The organism is Aurantimonas sp. NFXS3, assembly GCF_049132005.1.
Lineage (GTDB): Bacteria > Pseudomonadota > Alphaproteobacteria > Rhizobiales > Rhizobiaceae > Aurantimonas > Aurantimonas coralicida.
The window spans coordinates 258095-275958 of record NZ_JAGDDZ010000004.1 but is presented as its reverse complement, the minus strand read 5'-3'; the positions used below and the strand labels follow the sequence as shown (position 1 = coordinate 275958).

Sequence of the window (17864 nt, the reverse complement as noted above, 5' to 3'; positions counted from 1 at the left end):
AAGCCGCACCGTCCGGACGCCCGTCGTCCCACCGGCGCGACACCTTCGAACAGGATGGTCCCGACCGACGGGGCAACGGCCGGAGAGGTGGCAGAGTGGTCGAATGCACCGCACTCGAAATGCGGCATACGTGCAAGCGTATCGGGGGTTCGAATCCCCCCCTCTCCGCCATTATATGGCTTCAACCCATTGCTTTTCCTATGTATTTACGCCTTTACCCGCAGGCTACCCCAATATTTACCCCAACATGTCGCGTAGATGTGTGAGGACGTCTTGACACGTTCTGGCTCCTCGTCGTCGCTCTGAGGGTCGGCTGTACCCCCCGTCGGACGTTGCGAAGAGCGTCAGGCGTTTTTGGCGCCTCGAACGGTGTCTGCCGAGGTGTGAAAGCGCGGGTATCAAAGTGATCGCTCATCACACTCCGCGAGCTTGAAGGCTCGCCTGAGATCGAGATACGCTGCAGCGGTTGAAAAGCCGTAAGAAACGCGGTGGCTATAGTCCCATAGCACTGCGCTTCACACACCTTACGCTGCAGATCGCGGATCGACCGTAGTGGCTAATTTAAAGTCCTCACCTCGCGACTGGACGAAGTCGGAGAATTATCCTCCTGTCGATAATATGTCTCTCGGTGAAATCCGATGGGGGTTCCTGCGCCGAGATGAACGCTATCAGCGCGAGTGGGCTGAACATTCATCGAACCATTTTCCATATCGGTACACTGGCAGCCTCAGCGAGAAATGGGGCATTGATGTGCTCACCGACCCATGGGGCGAGGAGGCGCCGGTATTCTTCAACGATCCCGCGATCGAATTAGCTTCAGCGTCCAGCAAGCGCATTCTGAATAAAGACAGATACACGCTGTCGCACTCCGTCGCCGACTTCGTTCAGACTGCGATCGATCACGGTCAGATCCTCGTACGATTGGCAGCTGACTTGCCCTTCGAGGCCCAGTTAGCCGAAGTCAAACGGCAACTCGAACAAATGGCATTGGAGTTAGGTGTCGATCGGGAGGAACTTGTCGGCTCGAAATGGCGGGATGCCCGCAAGACCGTTCGTCGTTCTTGGCGCGTACTCGACGCTGTGGCGGCAGGGATTTCCTATAACGACATAGCAGAAAGGTTCGCCGAGGACCCTCTTCCTGGGGATTCCGCCAACGTTACCTACGCAGATATCCCAGCGATGGTGCGTCAGGCGCGCGAGTCCACCAAACGCTGGACGACCTCCGCTGGGAAAAACTGAGAAGAAAATAGAGGCACGCCCTAACTGCCATGTGAGGCCGATCAGCGGATCGCTACAAGAGCGTCAACTTCAACAAAAGGAGACGCCACATGGCCCCAAACGCTTACACCGCCCAGATCTTCGTATGGAAACCAAAGGCAGCGAGTTGAAGGAACACGGCGAGGTGATCTTCGGCATTCTGGAACGCGTGCGTTGACAGAATGGAGCGCCGAAATGCGAAATAGATTCGCCAGGATCGCGGCGCCAACTCATTCAGTGCGGATTCACGATCTGGCATCGCGCAGGATGGAGTGGCATGCGCCTGCCCGCGAGCATGCTCTCATCAGCACCGAATTCTTCGCCTCGTCACTGCTCGAACATACGCAGCCCTTCTTATTGTGATCTTTAGCGCTGATGCGCCAGCGTCCTTCGCCCTGACTGATACGGTTGGCGCTGAACGGGCGCTCAAACCGTCTTAGGCCTGGGTTATCCACTCGACGCTTGGCCTTGGCCTGGAATTTGGATCAAGTGACTTGCGGCCCAGATAGGTGTACTGGTTGGAGTACTTCGAAATCTTTACCGCGCGATTGTCCGACATCATCGCGGGTTGGACATTCCGCAATGTCAAATGCCCTATTTACGTGGCCAAAGTAAGATAACCATCCGTAAATCGAGCGTGTATCAGTTGCATGGTTTTGAATCCGCCCGCATCGATTCGTAACACGACGCAACGTCACCGGTTGATATATTCGCTTATCTATCGTAATGCATGAGGTGTATCTCGCAGATCCTGCTGCATGGAGGTGGGTGTGTTGCAATCAACAATTGGCCCAAGTACCGATTCCAATACGACCACCATTCGCAAGGATGTGCCACCAATGGGGGAGGTGGCATCGTTCCGCTACAACAACCCGGGTGCTCAATATCCAAGCGCCGAAGCAGCGAAATTCGGCCAGATCGGTTATGGCATCATCGGCGGCGGGCACAAAATCGCCCGGTTTCCGTCGCCGGTCAATGGAGCAGCATCCAACTTCGAGCTGCTGCATCGTGACTATACCGGAAAGACGATCTACGCGGCGGGGAAGAGATGGACGGGTTCGCATGACGTAGGCATTCCGGGCTATAATCCGCACGATATCCTGACCAAGGCGATGGTCAGCGATCCGGATAAAGCAATCCCCCTGCTCAAGGCCATCGCTCACCGGGAATCCGGTCGGGGTAACAACTTATCCGAATTGCAGTGGCAGCAGGCCCACCGGATGTTCCGGCTCGGCAGCGCCGACAAGTTCCTAGCGGATTTGGGCGGCCAGCCGGATCCTGTCGTCGAAGCCAGCGTCGCAGAAACCGATGGTGCTGCGCTGGTGGTCTTGGCGCGCAAGCATGTCGGAGAGAAGTACCGTAATGTATTGGTACCTAAAGATGATGCCGATTGGGTCGGGCCTTGGGACTGCGCTGAATTTGTCTCTTGGCTAATCTATCAGCGCGCCGGGTTTCTCTACGGCTGCATCGACAACGACGGAAATCCGCGGACTACCGAAGCATATACTGGGGCTTGGAAAACCGACGTGCTGTCCAAGGGAATAAAAGTTTCTGTAGAGGAGGCGGCGAGCACAGTCGGTGGCATCTTACTGCGCTATCCTCCAAGGCCTGGCAGTATGGGGCATATTGCGCTCTGCGACGGCGCGGGCGGCACGATTGAGGCAAAGAGCAAGAGGGCGGGGGTCGTCGCCGACACGGTTCACGGCCGAACATGGCACACAGGCGTGCTTATCCCTGGGTTGAGCTATGCCCGGATCGACGGTCTCGATCTCTCGGGACCCACTTCCATCTATCGCATTGGCGAGACCAACATGGCGTCCGTCATCGTCCGTCGGATCCAGTCGGCGCTGAACGAACGGGGCTATGATCCCGGGCTCATCGACGGGGAGTTTGGTGCCAACACCGAAGCGGCCGTTATCGCTTTCCAAGAGGCCATGGGGCTGGTGGTCGATGGCGAGGTCGGCCCTGAGACAGCCGATGCGCTAGGTATTTCGTTCGATCCTTCCGGCATGGCAGTGCCTCCGCCTGTCGCCAGTCCGGTCGTCATCCCACAATCCGGATTGGCAAGCGACCGCACGGCGGCTGATACGCCATCCGCTCTGATCCCAGCTTTATTGTCCCTGCTGATGAAGGACAGGAACATGACCGAAGGTCCGCTCACTGGTTCGGATGCAACTAGAGATTCCGCCCTTTTGACCCTGCTTCAATTGCTCGCTTCGGAAAAGCCGCTAGATACGAACGATCTCCTTAAAATCTTGCGGCCGGACGCTCCCTTCGATCAACATGTTTACGAATCCTCGGACTTGAAAACACTCCTCTTGGCGCGGCTGTCACGCAGGCTGCTTGGCGAGGAAGCGGGCGACGGTAAGCCGGACATCGGGCCGGTGAATAGCGCCCTCGGTAAACCGGTCGGCAAATTCCTCAACGGCTACAAGAGCACCATCGGCATTATCGGATCCGTGCTCACCGGGGTCCTCGGAAGTTCGTCCAGTAATGGAGTTCTGGGCGATATTGCAGCCTCAATTCCCGCTCTCGCCGGAACGAGCAGTATCTTTATGCCGCTTTTCCTGGGTGTGGCTGCTTGGGGATTTCTCGGAAAGTTGGAAAAATGGAACAGTAAATAAGGTGCAACGGTCAGTTTATGGAGCAGTGCGTCGTCAGATCTGCCGAAAGGGTATGAGACGTAGGCAGGCAGGCGGCCGCTGATACGGAGGGAGGAAGGCTGCCATGGTCGAAACCGTCATCAACGAAAACACCCGCGTCATCCATGCCTCCGACGTGACGGTCGTAAGCAAAGCGTTCGAAGGCCCGGGCGGCATGCGCCGAGGTCGGCGCTCGGCTTTCGATATCGAGGCGCAGGCCGATCCGGAAGCGACCGATGCGCTACTTGATGCGCTGGAAGGTGACGATGCGGTAACGATCGCGGACGATTTCGACATCGTTCCAGTGGAAGCACCAGACGCGCCGAGCGGACGCCCTCGCAGGAGTACCGCGCCGGAGCCAAAAGATACCAAAGTCGAGATCGAGGTCGGCGATGACGAGTCCGCGGCGCTGCTTCTGGAGAGCGACGGCGTTTATGCTTGGAAGTTGCCGCGTGAGGTCCCAGTTCGCCGAAGGGGCGGCGAGGCGCCCGGCAAGACGCTGGTCTTCACGATCGACGTCGCCAGCGCAGAGGATGGCGGCGAAATGCGAAGTCGCCGCGGGTTGGGCGACTGGTTCGCCGGCAAGATCACGGATCCGATCCGTGCAATTGTTGTCAAGTTCGCGGCGCGCAGGACTATCGGCGTGGCCGAGCGTTCGTTGGAGCGTAATGTCAGGCCCGGACTGATCGTAATACGCGACTACAATATCAATGACTGGCGGGTCGGTGACAGGCCGCCGCAGGTCAGCCTTCCGGTCGGCGAGCCGGCGCGCATACTGTTGATGATCCACGGCACGTTTTCGAGCACCGTCGGCAGCTTCGGCGCACTGTCCGCGACTGAGGGCGGTCGGGCGTTCCTCGGCTCGGCCTTTGTGCATTATGACGCCGTTATCGCCTTCGACCATCGGACGCTGAGCGAGTCCCCGCAGGAAAATGCCGCCGCGATTATGGAAGCGCTTGCCGGGCTGTCCATTGCCCCCGAGAGTACCGTCGACATGATCGGCTTTTCACGTGGCGGTTTGGTCACGCGTGTGCTTGTGGAGAAAATGCTCCGCAAGGTCGGGTCGCCGCTGACGCCGAGGAATGCAGTCTTCGTCGGCTGCACCAATGGCGGTACGGCGTTGGCTAACCCCGAGAACTGGAAGGCCCTTCTCGACATCTTCACCAATCTGTCGGTCGCGGCCGGCAAGGGGCTGAGCTATCTCGGTGCCGGTACTTCCGGAACGATCATATCTGAAAGCCTGAAGACGCTAAGCGGCTTTGTACAGGCGATCGTCGACACCGCCATCACCGAGGAGATGGTGCCGGGCATCGCGGCTATGGCTCCGTCCAGTCAGCTAGTGTCCGAACTCAACGATCCCGGACGTGCTGCCGATACGGCAGAGATTTCCTATTTCGCGTTGGGCTCCAATTTCGAACCGCGGCTCTTCAATTCAGACCAGCGGACGGCGCTTTCGAAGAGACTCCTGGGCGCACTTGCCGATTTCGGCGTCGACACGTTGATGCAGCAAAAAAACGATCTCGTCGTCGACATCGCGGCAATGACGAAGTTTGGCGTCGATACTTCGCGTTTGAAGGACAAGTTGTTCTGGGATCGCAACGCGATTATCTACCATACCAACTATTTCGCGCAGAACGATGTTGGTGAACTATTGTCGAAATGGCTGATCGAGCGCAATGCGGGTGAGATCGCAGAGGCCGAGAAGCCGACCATCGTGATTGACGCGGGTATGCGTGCGCAGGAAGCCCTCGGAAGGATGGAAATTGCGGGGATCGACCTCTCGCAGACGGTCGTAGTCAGCCGACTGCACTATGGCGATTACGTCTTCCGTGCGGGCGACATAATAGAGAAGTTGCGTCGCGCTGATGCCGGTATGGATCTGATTGAGGCGCTCGACCTGCATGAAGGTCAAGTCGCCTCCCGTCGGCGACGTTCAGAAAACAAGCCGCTCGAGTTCCCGCCAACGGGCGAAATCGTCACTGACGACGAGTCCGACAATATAATTGCTGTGACCCCGTCGCTGATGCCGCCGCCAAGCGAAGCCAACGAGTTTCCGGCGACATCTGCGCAAGCGTCAACCGCGCCGCCTCTGGAGGAGGCGGAAGTGTACGGGGGGGTGGAATTTGCGGCGCGGGCGCGAATGAACCGGTGGACCAGCGGTCCGAGTCGGTATGGGCGCCGATCTTTGCGGACGCCTGCATCGGAGACGTTTGCTGAAACCGAGACCGAGCAGGCGGAGTGCAACTTCGCCGCCGAGATGGACCGCACGGTTCCGCTGGAGAAGCCGGCCGAATTGACTGTAACCATCTCGCGCGAGGAGATCGTAATCGCTGAAGGCAAGGCGGGCGCTCAAGCGAAGAAGACGGTTGCAACTGCAGACCCTATCAACATCGTTGTACAGCCGATCACCAATTGTTCCATGGTCGGTGATGGCCGCACCGAAATCGTCGTACCGAAGCCTGGCGAGCCGGAAGTCTACGTCTTTGAAGTTAAAGGCAAGCAGGCAGGCCCTGCGGAAATCTGGGTGGACGCCATGCAAGGGCGAAGAAGGCTCGCCCGGTTCGTACTTCAGCCGGAATTCGTTGCGTCGGGCAAGATCACGGCGGCGGCCGCCGTCGACACTGCGCAGGAGGATCCTCCGTTGGTCCGGTTGCGCATCCTCGATTCATCCGATGGCGATGGGGGACGCGATCTCACCTACCTGATCGAATCGGAGGATCTCGAGTTCCGTGACCAGGCCAGCCAAACAATTTCGTCACAGCAGCGCACTGCCTATCTCGACGGGCTGTTCCAGAAGCTGGAGGGAGCCTGGGGGTCGGGAATTAATTACAACCATTTCTTTGACGATCTCACCGACAACGGGTCCTACCTCTACAATGCCATTGTACCCGAGAAGATCCGCAGATTGGTGTGGGAGCATCGCGACAAGATCGGATCGATCGAAGTAGTGTCTGAGGAACCTTTCATCCCTTGGGAACTACTCTACGTCTCCGACCCACAAGATAGAGGTATCGGCGCAGGCACCCGTTTCCTCGCTGAAATGGGGCTGGTGCGCTGGGTCGCAAGCAGCTTCCCGCCGGCCAATCTCCGCGTGCGCTCCGGCCACGCCTGCCACATCGTACCCGATTACTCGTCGCCAGCAGGCCGGCTTGAAGGCGCAGAGCTTGAGCGTACAATGATGGCTAGTTTGTTCGCCAGCCGTAGTATCGCAGCGAATAGAAGCTCGATACTTGCTGAGATGAAGGCCGAAAGCGATGTCGATCTTTACCATTTCGCGTGCCACGGTTCTGCCGGGCAGGACAACATCTGGAACGCCGGCCTTCTCCTCTCCGCATCGACCGACCCAGAAACACGGGAGAAGATCGAAAGCCGGCTGACTGTCCAGAACATTGAGGCGCGGGCCGACCTGTTCAGGCCAGCCGGCGCCCGGCCGATCGTCTTTCTCAATGCCTGCCAGGCCGGCAATACCGGTGCCACTTTTTCCGGGTCTGGCGGCATGGCAAAGGCCTTTATCGAAAAGGGGGCCGGGTTGTTCGTGGGCGCATTGTGGTCGGTAGGTGACCAGACGGCACTGTCCTTTGCGCGGACCTTCTACGAAAGCCTTGCGAGTGGCAGGACTGTTGCCGCGGCCACACGGGAGGCGCGGCGAAAAGCGAAGGCCGACGCCGAGCCGACATGGCTTGCTTACACGGTCTATGGACATCCATATGCACGTTTGAGTCCATGAAGTAATTTCCCAAGAGAACGCCCGGTAGCCCCGCCAAGCCACGCTTCGGTTCCGATACGGATCGTTGCGACAAACGCGTAGTATTCCGGGTCGAAAAGCTTGATAGAGGTCAGGGATACATTGGCGCGTCATTCGGAGACGATCGCGACTCGAATATATGCCGCTCTCCTTGCCAACGCGCCGGCTCGCAGAGTCCATAGCGGCATGGAAAGCGGCGATTGCAGAGCTATTGAAAGATGAACTGATTGATCTTGTGCAATTGCGGCCCCGGGGAAGGGTACGCGGTGGGCAACGGACATTGCTGTCGAAGGCATCCACTACTGGCGGCCAGGTTCTGTCGCCCGAATTTTCAGCGCAAGGGCTCGTTGAAGCTCTTCATCCACCCGTGGTTTCGGCGGCGAGGCGGGCGCTGGTTTCGGCGTGATCGCAGAAGGCGGCGAGGATGGGGGAGGTGTCGCTGGCCCGCCAGCCGAGGCAGACCTGTACCGTGGGCGGTGTATCGGCGATCTCCACGTAAGCGACGCCCGGAATGTTCAGGCTGCGCGCGACCTCCGGCACGATCGCCGCGCCCATGCCGGCGCTGACGAGGCCGATCATCGTGTGGATCTGGGTGGCATATTGCTCGACCCGCGGGACGAAGCCGGCCTTTTCGCACATGCCGATGATGCGGGCGTAGAAGAGCGGGCTTTTGCGCTGGGTGAAGAGAATGAACCCGTCCTCTGAGAGGTCGCGCAGGTGCAGCCGGTCGGTGGCGACGAGTCGATGGTCGTGGGGCAGGGCCACCACGAAGCGCTCCTCGCGCAAGGGCCGGGCGCGCAGGCTGGGATCCGAGATCGGCGGACGCAGGATGCCGACGTCGATCTGGCCGTCGCGCAGCGCCGCCAGCTGCTCCTGGATGGTCATCTCGAACAGTTCGAGATCGACCCGCGGAAAGGCCAGGCGGAACCGGCGCAGGACGAGCGGCGTCACGCCATAGGTAGAGGAATGGATGAACCCCACGGACAGGCGGCCTTCCTGCCCCGCCTCGACCCGCCGCACCTCCTTGGCCGCCTGCTCGAGATCCGCCAGGATCCGGTAGGAGCGCTCCAGGAACATCCGGCCGGCCGGGGTGAGGGTCACGATGCGCTGGTTGCGGTTGAGCAAGGTCGCCTGCAGCCGCTCCTCGAGCTGCTGGATCTGCCGGGTCAGGGCCGGCTGGGCAATGTGCAGGCGGCGGGCGGCGCGGCCGAAATGCAGCTCCTCGGCGACGCAGACAAAGGACCGGAGCAGGCGCGTCTCGACCATCAGTGATGCCCTGTCGCTATCATTGAAGTGCCAACAATGTATTGGACGGAATGACCGGCCTCGGTCAAGCTCCCCGTGATGAAGAGCGGCAGGGAGGCCGGAGTGGCAGCAGGATTTCGTGTGCTGGACGGGCACGTGCGCAGTGACCGATCGCTGGTGGAGGCGTTCGCGCAGATTCCGTCGGCGATCATCAGCGACAATCTGAACCGCATGGTCGCCGCCGGACCGTCGGTGCGTCCGATGCACAAGGGTGGCACGCTGGCCGGCACGGCGCTGACCGTGAAGACCCGGCCCGGCGACAATCTGATGATTCACAAGGCGGCCGACATCGCCCAGCCCGGCGACGTGATCGTCGTCGATGCGGGCGGCGACCTCACCAACGCGCTGATCGGCGAACTGATCATCAGCCATGCCCGCTCGCGCGGGGTCGTCGGCTTCGTCGTCAACGGCGCGGTGCGCGACATGGACGTGATCGCGGTCGACGACTATCCGGTCTATGGCGCCGGCGTCAGCCATCGCGGCCCCTACAAGGACGGCCCGGGCGAGGTAAACGTGCCGATCGCGCTGGACGGCATGGTGATCGCGCCGGGCGACATCGTCATCGGCGATCTCGACGGCGTCGTGTGCATTCCCCGCGAGGAGGCGGAGAGCGTGCTGGCGGCGTCGCGGGCGCAGCAGGAGAAGGAAGCCGGCATCCAGGCGGCCATTGCGGGCGCCGGATGGGATCGCGCCTGGGTGGACGAGATTCTGAAGGCCAAGGGCTGCGAAGGCGTGTGAGGAGGGACGGGGCGCCGTCCGCGGCGGCCCGTCGGAAGACCAATCAACACAAGAGGGAGGACATCATGAAATTCGTCAAGACGATTGCCGTCACCATGGGGCTCGTCGCCGCCGCGGTGGCGTCGCCGGCCAGCGCCGAATGGAAGCCGGAGCGCCCGATCGAGATCATCGTCGGCTTCGCGCCCGGCGGCGGCACCGACCAGACGGCGCGCCTGATCGCCTCGGCCGCGCAGGAATTCTTCCCCGTGCCGCTGGTGGTGGTGAACCGTCCGGGCGCATCCGGCACGCTGGCCGCTGAGACCGTCGCCAAGGCCGAGCCCGACGGCTACACGCTGCTCGTCGCCGGCGGCAGCGAGAGCACCTCGGTGCCCAACCATCGCGAGATTTCCTACAGCCTCGACGATTTCCGCGGCATCCTGCGGGTCAATCGCGAGCACATGGTGATCGTCACCAAGAAGGGCAGCGAACTCGACAGCGTCGAGGCGGTGGTCGAGGCGGCCAAGGCCGATCCGGGCAAGCTGGCCTATGCCTCCTCCGGTCCTGCCGGCATCCTGCATTCGGCCTTCCTGGTGTTCGAGAAGGAAGCCGGCATCCAGATCCAGCACGTGCCCTATCAGGGCGGCGCGCCGGCTCTTGCGGCCCTGCTCGGCGGTCATGTCGACATGGCGATCATCACGCCGGGTGATGCCGCGGCACAGGTCGAGGCCGGCAATGTCAACGCCATCGCCACGACCTCGGACCGGGCCGAGCAGCTGCCCGACGTGCCGTCGCTGACCGAACTCGGCTACGACGTCGATCTGGAGAACATGAAGGGGCTCGTCGCACCGGCCGGCATTCCGGACGAGGTGGCCGAATATCTGCAGGACCGCTTCACCAAGGCGATCGAATCCGAAACCTTCAAGACCTTGGCCGAGCGCGGCAACATCACGCCGGGCTATCTCAGCGGCGCCGATTTCGAAAAGGCGATGCGCGACATGTCGGATTCCATCGCCAACGCCATGGGCGACACCCCGAAGACCGCGCAATGACAGCCACGCGGGTTGTCGCCATCGTCTGCGGCCTGGCCTCGGTCTACTTCCTGGCGATCCTCGTCCCGGAAGTGGGAGCCAGCGCGGCGGCGATGGGCACCGGCGATTTCTACTCGGTGGGGCCAACGGCCCTGCCGAACTTCGCCGGGGCGGTGACGCTGCTTCTGAGCGTCGGCGTCTTCGCCACCAGCGGGCCGGCCGCGGTCGATGGCGACCGCCGCTTCGGCCGCGGGCTCGGCGCCGGCCTCGTCTTCACCGTCATGCTGGTGGTCTACGCCCTCGCCATGCCGTCGATCGGCTTCCTGGCCGCCTCGGTGCTGTTCATGGTGGCGGTGTTCCTCGTCTGCCGCCCCGCCAGCTGGCTCATCGCCCTGATCCTGACGCTCGCCGTCCCGGTGCTGGTCGACCAGGTGCTGCGCAAGCTCTTCCTGATCCCGCTGCCGTCCGGGGCGTGGTTCTAACCACCCGAAGGGGTATCAATGGACCCGTTGTTGCAGGCCTTCTGGGGCTTGATGGAGCCGGTCACCCTGCTCACCCTGTTCGTCTCGGTGGCGGTGGGCCTGATCATCGGCGCCATTCCCGGCCTCTCGGTCAATATCGCGGTGGCGCTGGCCGTGCCGCTGACCATCTTCATGCCCACGGACCAGGCGCTGGTGACGCTGATCGGCCTTTACGGCGCCGGCATCTTCGGCGGCTCGATCTCGGCGATCCTTCTCAACGCGCCGGGCACCCCGGCATCCGCGGCGACCATCTTCGACGGCTATCCCATGGCCCAGCAGGGGCTGGCGACCAAGGCGCTGCGGATCTCGCTGATCGCCTCGGCCTTCGGCTCGATCTTCAGCATCGTCCTGCTCGTGCTGCTGGCCCCGCAACTGGCGAATTTCGCCCTGCGTTTCGGCCCGGTGGAGATCGCCTCGCTGCTGTTCTTCACCTTCCTGATCATCGGCATCCTGTCCGGCAACTCGCTGATGAAGGGGCTGCTGTCCGGCGCGATCGGCATGCTGCTGGCCACCGTCGGCACCGATCCCATGGTCGGCACGCCGCGTTTCACCTTCGGCTCGACGGCGCTGATGGACGGGCTGACCTATGTGCCGCTGCTGGTCGGCCTGTTCGCCGTGGCGGAAATCATCGAGGAGGCGACACGCCGCTTCTCCCAGGGCGAACGCAAGTTCGATCTCGGCGACGAGGACCTTGCGGCCAACCGCCTGCGCTGGAGCGAGCTCAAGGGCATACTCATGCCCATGACCCGCGCCTCGGCGATCGGCTCGGCCATCGGCATCATGCCGGGTATCGGCGCGACGATCGCGTCGTTCATGTCCTATGCCGACGCCAAGCGTTCGCTCAACAAGGACAACACCTTCGGCAAGGGCGACCCGCGCGGCGTCGCCGTCTCGGAAAGCGCCAACAATGCCGTCGTCGGCGCGACCTTCATCCCGACCCTGGCGCTGGGCGTGCCGGGCGACGCGGTCACCGCGATCCTGCTCGGGGCGCTCGTCCTGCAGGGCGTGACGCCCGGACCGCTGATCTTCATCACCTCGCCGGACATCGTCTACACGATCTATTTCGCGCTGCTGTTCGCCACGCTCCTGATGGTCGCGATCGGCTATTTCGCCGTGCGGCCGCTGGCGATGACGCTGCGCATCCCGAAGATCTACCTGATGCCCTGCGTCGCGCTGGTGTGCGTCGCCGGCAGCTATGTCACCCGCAACAACGTCATGGACATCTACGTGATGCTGGGCGCGGGCATTCTCGGCTTCGTCTTCAACCGGACCGACATTCCCGTCGCGCCGCTGCTCATCACCTTCATCATCACGCCGCCCTTCGAACAGGCCCTGCGACAGGCGCTCACCCGGTCCCAGGGATCGTTCGAGCCGTTCCTGACCAACCCCGTCTCGCTGACCCTCGGCGTGGCGGCGCTTGCCCTGTTCGTCCTCGCCGCCCACCGCAGCCGGCGGCAGGGCAGGGCGCAGCCAGTCGAAAGGACACAGACCCCATGACGGACACCATCGGATTCATCGGGCTCGGCGTGATGGGCGCCGGCATGGCGAAGAACATCCTGAAAGCCGGCTTCCAGCTGGTGGCGACGACCTCGTCGGCCGAGAAGGCCGACGCCTTCCGGGCGCTCGGGGCCGAGATCGTCGACAGCCCCGCCGCGATCGCGAGCCGCACGAGGCTGATCGTCACCTGCGTGCCGGATGCGGCGGCGCTACGCCAGACGCTGTCCGGCGACGAGGGCCTCGCCTCGGCGTCGTGGGAGGGCGGGCTGCTCGTCGACTGCTCGACCATCGCCCCTTTCGAGGCCGAGGAGATGGGGGCCGCCCTGGCGAATGTCGGCGCCGGCCTGGTCGATGCGCCGGTGAGCGGCGGTCGCAAGGGCGCCGACGAGGGCAAGCTGACGATCATGTGCGGCGGCAGCGACGCCGATGTCGCGCGCGCCCGTCCGGTTCTCGACGCCATGGGCACCAACATCCACCATGTCGGCCCGCTCGGCGCCGGACAGGCGGTCAAGGCCTGCAATCAGCTGATGGTCGCGGTGAACATGATGGGCGCCTTCGAGGCGGTGGCGCTCGCCCGCGCGGCGGGTGTCGATCCGAAGGTGATGCGCGAGGTGCTGTCCTCGGGCGCGGCGCGCAGCGGCGTCCTCGAGGCGCACGCCCTGCGCTACATCGAGGGCAATCTGGAGCCCGGCTTCCGGGCCGAGCTGATGCGCAAGGATCTCGGCATCGCAGCGGCCGTCGGCGCCCATTACCGGCGCGCCCAGCCGGCGACGGGCCTCGCCCATCAGTTGCTGGTCGCCGCCTGCAACAGCGGCTTCGCCAAGCTCGACAGCGCCGCCCTGGGGCTCCTCTACGATCAGATGAACGGCACCGACGACGAAAGGTCGACCCGATGACCCGCTTTTCCCTTGCGACGCTCCGGCCGTTCTCCAACGCGCTCTTCGAGGCGAGCGGGCTGAGCCCGGAGCATGCGGCGCTGGTCACCGACGTCCTGATCCATGCCGATCTGCGCGGCCACGGCTCGCACGGGCTGACGCGCATTCCGATCTATGCCGAGCGGATTGCCGCCGGCGCCGTCAACGCCAGGCCCGACATCCGATTCGAGCGGCCGGCGCCGGCCTTCCTGCAGGTCGATGGCGACAACGGGCCCGGGCCGGTGGTCAGCGATGCGGCGGTCGAGGCGGCCATCGCCACGGCGAAGGAGCAGGGCGTCTGCGTCGCCGCCGTCGCCCGCAGCAACCACAATGGCTCCGGCTCCTTCTATGTCGAAAAGGCGGTGGCTGCCGGCTGTATCGCGCTGGCCATGACCAACGCGCCGCCCTCCATGGCGGTCTTCGGCGGCCGGCAGGCGGTGATCGGCACCAATCCGGTGACCTTTGGCACGCCGGTGGACGGCGGCACGCCGATCATGATGGACATGGCGACCTCGGTGGTCGCGCGCGGCAAGGTGGTCGAGGCGGCCAAGCGCGGCGAGGCGATCCCGGAAGGCTGGGCGCTCGACGCCGACGGCAAGCCGACCTGCGACGGTCGTGCGGCCGAACGCGGCGTCGTCCTGCCGCTGTCCGGCCCGAAGGGTTCGGCCCTGGCGATCATGGTCGAGGTGCTGTGCGGCGTTCTGTCGGGCGGCCGCTTCGCCGGCTCGCTCGGCAATCTCTACAGCGATTTCGAGACGCCGCAGGATATCGGCCATTTCATGCTGCTGATCGACGTCTCGCGCATTCATGCGTCGAGCGGCTATGCGGCCCGGGTGCGCGATCTCGTCCTCGAACTGAAGGACAGCGCCACCGCCGAAGGCTTCTCCGAGATCAAGATGCCCGGAGAGGTCGAGATGGAGCGGGCGCGCAGCAACAGCGCCGAGGGCATCGACCTGCCGGACAATGTCGTCGCGGACCTCAACGCCACCGCCGCCAAATTCGCCCTGGCGCCGCTGGCCGAGACCGAACAGGCCTGACCGAAAAGGCCCGGGTGCTTCGTCGACCGGGCCTTCCACGCTGGCGGCGTCACGGTCAGCGACATCCGCTACCCAGCGGTTCATCGCTTAGGCGAACCGGTTCCAACTTCCGGCGGCGGGTTTGGCCGCCCGACGGACCCCGGCCGGAGCCGGGCGCGTTCGTTGAAGATCCCCCGCGCAGCGCGAATGCGCGATATGCGCTGGGTCAATGCTTTGTGGGGCATAAGCCGAGCCGGCAGCCTTGGGGGCGCCGGGTCCTATACCCACGACCATTTGCGCTCGCCCTACGGCGGTACCGTATAGCTGACCAGCGTTCGGGCCAGGGGCATGCTACCCGTGGTTATCCCCCGCCACACTTCTCCATCATCGCAACCAAAGCTCCGGAACGGCCTCCTGCGCGCTCCGTGCGCCGGATGCCGGCGTGCGGCGTTCCGTCCGATGAGGTTTCGCACGCTTGTATCCCGGTGGATACTTTGACATAAGTCGGGCCGGGGATGCCCGATCTGAATTCATCCGAAGGGACCGATGTCGACGATGGCAGGCGAGGGAGACCAGCTCGACGTACTCGTTGCGGGAGGCGGCAACGCCGCCCTCTGCGCCGCGATCTCCGCGGCCTGCACGGGCGCAAGGGTCATGGTCGTGGAGCGGGCGCCGAAATCCTATCGCGGCGGCAACACCCGGCACACGCGCAACATGCGCGTTGCCCACGATGCGGCGAACGGCACCCTGACCGGTCCCTATCCGGTCGAGGAGTATCTCGACGATCTGATGCGGGTGACCAAGGGAAGGACCGACGAGGAACTCGCCCTCCTGACCCTGGAGCGGTCCAAGGAATTGTGGGACTTCATGTGGGAGCAGGGGGTGCGGTTCCAGCCCTCGCTGGGCGGCACCCTGTCGCTGGGGCGTACCAACGCCTTCTTCCTCGGCGGCGGTCGCTCGATGCTGAACGCGCTCTATCGCACGGCCGAGGATCTGGGCGTGCAGATCCGCTACGACACGCGGCTCGTCGACATGGAGATCGACAACGGCTTCTTCGTCGGCGCCACGCTCGAGGTCGAGGGGCGCATGGAAGAGGTCGCGGCGCGCTCCTTCGTCGCCGCCTCGGGCGGCTTCGAATCCAATATCGAATGGCTGACCGAGGCCTGGGGCCCGGGGGCGAAGAACTTCCTCATCCGCGGCACGCCCTACAATCGCGGCGAGATCCTGCGCATGCTGCTCGACCGCGGCGTCGAACAGGTCGGCGATCCGACCCAGGGCCACGCGGTGGCCATCGACGGGCGGGCGCCGAAATTCGACGGCGGCATCGTCACCCGGCTCGACTGCGTGCCCTTCGGCGTCGTCCTCAACGCCAATGCCGAGCGCTTCTACGACGAGGGCGAGGATTTCTGGCCGAAACGCTACGCGATCTGGGGCCGGCTGGTCGCCGCCCAGCCCGACCAGATCGGCTATGTGATCATCGACGAGAAGTCGATCCGCTCTTTCATGCCCTCGGTGTTTCCGCCCGAGCGGGCCGATACGCTGGAGGAGCTCGCGACCAAGATGGGGCTCGATCCCGCCAGGACGCGTGCGACGATCGACCGTTTCAACGCCGCCTGCCAGCCCGGCCATTTCGACCACACCATCCATGACGACTGCCGGACCGAGGGGCTGGAGCCGCCGAAATCACACTGGGCCCGCACCATCGATCAGCCGCCCTTCTACGCCTACACGCTGCGGCCGGGCATCACCTTCACCTATCTCGGGGTCAAGGTGAACCGCGAGGCCCGCATGGTCATGGCGGACGGCACGGTCTCGCCGAACATGTTCGCGGCCGGCGAGATCATGGCCGGAAACGTCCTGGGCGAGGGCTATCTGGCCGGAATCGGAATGACCATCGGCAGCGTCTTCGGGCGGCTGGCGGGAGAAGGAGCGGCTCGCTATGTCCGGAATTGATCTGGCGTCCCTCGCCTCGGCCTCGCAGGAGGAAGCCGCGCGCCAGATGAGCGTGTGCAATGCCTGCCGCTATTGCGAGGGCTTGTGCGCGGTGTTTCCGGCCATGGAACTGCGCCGCGACTTCGCCGGCGGCGACGTCGATTTCCTCGCCAATCTCTGCCACAATTGCGGGGCCTGCTACTACGATTGCCAGTACGCCCCGCCGCACGAATTCGCCATCAACGTGCCGGTCGCCATGGCCGAGCTCCGCGACGAAACCTATGCCCGTTACGCCTGGCCGCCGGTCTTCTCCGGCGTCTTTCAGCGCAACGGTCTCTGGGTGGCCCTGGCCGCGGCGGGATCGGTCGCCGCCTTCCTGATCGGTTTTGCCGCCTGGCAGGACGCCTCGGTGCTGTTCGGCGTCCATACCGGCGAGGGGGCCTTCTACCGGCTGATGCCCCACAACACCATGGTCGCCATCTTCGGCGGCGTCTTCCTCTACGCCATGGTGGCGCTCGGGATGGGCGTGCGGTCCTTCTGGAGGGCCAGCGGCCCGGTGCAGGACCTGCGCCTGTCGTCGCTGTGGCAGGCAGTCAAGGATACCAGCCGGCTGCGCTATCTCGACGGCGGCGGCATGGGCTGCATGGACGAGAGCGAGCGGCCCAACGATCGCCGGCGCCTCTACCATCATTTCACCTATTACGGCTTCCTGCTCTGCTTCGCCTCGACCTCCTCGGGCACGCTGTTCCACTATTTCGGCTGGGAAGCGCCCTATCCGGTCTGGCATCCGACCGTGATCCTCGGGGTTCTCGGCGGGATCGGCCTCGTCATCGGGCCGATCGGACTGTTTCGCCAGCGCGAGCGCCGCGACGTCGCCATCCGCCGCGACGACCGCACGGGCATGGGCGCGGCCTTCCTGTGGATGCTGCTCCTGACCAGCGTCACCGGCCTGGCGCTGCTTGTCTTTCGCGCCACGCCGGCCATGGGCGTCCTGCTCGCCGTCCATCTCGGCGTCGTCTTCGCGCTGTTCCTGACATTTCCCTATGGCAAGTTCGTCCACGGCATCTATCGCTTCACGGCCCTCGTGCGCCATGCCCACGAACAGCGGCTGGCCCATGGCGACGTCGCGGTGAATGCCCCGCCGGCCGGCGAGCGCAAGCGCACGTTGCTGCCGGTGGCCGGCCAATCGCAGGCCTGAGGACGGGCCGGTCCGGATTGGCGTCGTGATCGCGAACCTGCGGGGGCGGCGCCGGCGGGTGGGCCTGTGCTATGGTTCCGGTCGCACGCCCG

At 63.7% G+C, this 17864-nt stretch carries 12 protein-coding genes and 1 tRNA gene; 12 read left to right on the top strand and 1 reads right to left on the bottom strand.

Features of this window, described 5'->3' with window-relative positions; translation table 11 throughout:
- The first annotated feature begins 81 nt into the window (after positions 1-81).
- The 4 genes from J3367_RS13590 to J3367_RS13575 all read left to right on the top strand — a co-directional run bounded on the left by J3367_RS13590 (position 82) and on the right by J3367_RS13575 (position 7626).
- A tRNA-Ser gene (locus J3367_RS13590) sits at positions 82-171 on the top strand.
- Between the two features lie 381 nt (positions 172-552).
- Entirely contained in the window at positions 553-1239 is a 687-nt protein-coding gene (locus J3367_RS13585) for a transcriptional regulator domain-containing protein (RefSeq protein ID WP_373279301.1), read from the top strand.
- 776 nt (positions 1240-2015) lie between these two features.
- Complete coding sequence (locus J3367_RS13580) at positions 2016-3881, top strand: peptidoglycan-binding domain-containing protein (protein ID WP_421461366.1); 1866 nt, start codon at positions 2016-2018, stop codon at positions 3879-3881.
- Positions 3882-3984: 103 nt separating this feature from the next.
- Positions 3985-7626, top strand: coding sequence for a DUF7379 domain-containing protein (locus J3367_RS13575; protein ID WP_024352089.1), 3642 nt, complete (start codon positions 3985-3987; stop codon positions 7624-7626).
- A 375-nt stretch (positions 7627-8001) separates the two neighbouring features.
- Here the strand turns inward: J3367_RS13575 and J3367_RS13570 are convergent, their stop codons facing one another.
- On the bottom strand, positions 8002-8910 hold the full coding sequence (locus tag J3367_RS13570; protein ID WP_024352090.1) for a LysR family transcriptional regulator: 909 nt from the start codon (positions 8908-8910) through the stop codon (positions 8002-8004).
- Positions 8911-9012: 102 nt separating this feature from the next.
- Between J3367_RS13570 and J3367_RS13565 the strand changes: the two genes are divergently transcribed.
- From J3367_RS13565 to tcuB, 8 genes are all read left to right on the top strand, one after another.
- A complete protein-coding gene (locus J3367_RS13565; RefSeq protein WP_024352091.1) occupies positions 9013-9687 on the top strand; it encodes an RraA family protein in 675 nt (224 codons plus the stop codon).
- 65 nt (positions 9688-9752) lie between these two features.
- Complete coding sequence (locus J3367_RS13560; protein ID WP_024352092.1) at positions 9753-10715, top strand: Bug family tripartite tricarboxylate transporter substrate binding protein; 963 nt, start codon at positions 9753-9755, stop codon at positions 10713-10715.
- Positions 10712-11176 carry a tripartite tricarboxylate transporter TctB family protein gene (locus J3367_RS13555; RefSeq protein WP_024352093.1) on the top strand — a complete coding sequence of 155 codons (465 nt, stop codon included), beginning with the start codon at positions 10712-10714 and terminating at the stop codon, positions 11174-11176. Before J3367_RS13560 ends, J3367_RS13555 begins: the two co-directional genes overlap by 4 nt.
- Before the next feature lie 18 nt (positions 11177-11194).
- Positions 11195-12712 carry a tripartite tricarboxylate transporter permease gene (locus J3367_RS13550; RefSeq protein WP_024352094.1) on the top strand — a complete coding sequence of 506 codons (1518 nt, stop codon included), beginning with the start codon at positions 11195-11197 and terminating at the stop codon, positions 12710-12712.
- Positions 12709-13608 carry an NAD(P)-dependent oxidoreductase gene (locus J3367_RS13545; protein WP_421461358.1) on the top strand — a complete coding sequence of 300 codons (900 nt, stop codon included), beginning with the start codon at positions 12709-12711 and terminating at the stop codon, positions 13606-13608. Before J3367_RS13550 ends, J3367_RS13545 begins: the two co-directional genes overlap by 4 nt.
- Positions 13605-14663, top strand: a complete 1059-nt coding sequence (locus J3367_RS13540; protein ID WP_024352096.1) for an Ldh family oxidoreductase — start codon at positions 13605-13607, stop codon at positions 14661-14663. Before J3367_RS13545 ends, J3367_RS13540 begins: the two co-directional genes overlap by 4 nt.
- A 534-nt stretch (positions 14664-15197) precedes the next feature.
- On the top strand, positions 15198-16595 hold the full coding sequence (gene tcuA, locus J3367_RS13535) for an FAD-dependent tricarballylate dehydrogenase TcuA (RefSeq protein WP_024352097.1): 1398 nt from the start codon (positions 15198-15200) through the stop codon (positions 16593-16595).
- Positions 16582-17772, top strand: coding sequence for a tricarballylate utilization 4Fe-4S protein TcuB (gene tcuB / locus J3367_RS13530; protein WP_024352098.1), 1191 nt, complete (start codon positions 16582-16584; stop codon positions 17770-17772). Before tcuA ends, tcuB begins: the two co-directional genes overlap by 14 nt.
- The last annotated feature ends 92 nt before the right edge of the window (positions 17773-17864 follow it).

Coding starts and splice junctions, on each gene's coding strand:
- J3367_RS13580 (WP_421461366.1), top strand. CDS start 2,016: ATGGAGGTGGGTGTGTTGCAATCAACAATTGGCCCAAGTACCGATTCC.
- J3367_RS13575 (WP_024352089.1), top strand. CDS start 3,985: ATGGTCGAAACCGTCATCAACGAAAACACCCGCGTCATCCATGCCTCC.
- J3367_RS13570 (WP_024352090.1), bottom strand. CDS start 8,910: ATGGTCGAGACGCGCCTGCTCCGGTCCTTTGTCTGCGTCGCCGAGGAG.
- J3367_RS13560 (WP_024352092.1), top strand. CDS start 9,753: ATGAAATTCGTCAAGACGATTGCCGTCACCATGGGGCTCGTCGCCGCC.
- J3367_RS13555 (WP_024352093.1), top strand. CDS start 10,712: ATGACAGCCACGCGGGTTGTCGCCATCGTCTGCGGCCTGGCCTCGGTC.
- J3367_RS13550 (WP_024352094.1), top strand. CDS start 11,195: ATGGACCCGTTGTTGCAGGCCTTCTGGGGCTTGATGGAGCCGGTCACC.
- J3367_RS13545 (WP_421461358.1), top strand. CDS start 12,709: ATGACGGACACCATCGGATTCATCGGGCTCGGCGTGATGGGCGCCGGC.
- J3367_RS13540 (WP_024352096.1), top strand. CDS start 13,605: ATGACCCGCTTTTCCCTTGCGACGCTCCGGCCGTTCTCCAACGCGCTC.
- tcuA (WP_024352097.1), top strand. CDS start 15,198: ATGGCAGGCGAGGGAGACCAGCTCGACGTACTCGTTGCGGGAGGCGGC.
- tcuB (WP_024352098.1), top strand. CDS start 16,582: ATGTCCGGAATTGATCTGGCGTCCCTCGCCTCGGCCTCGCAGGAGGAA.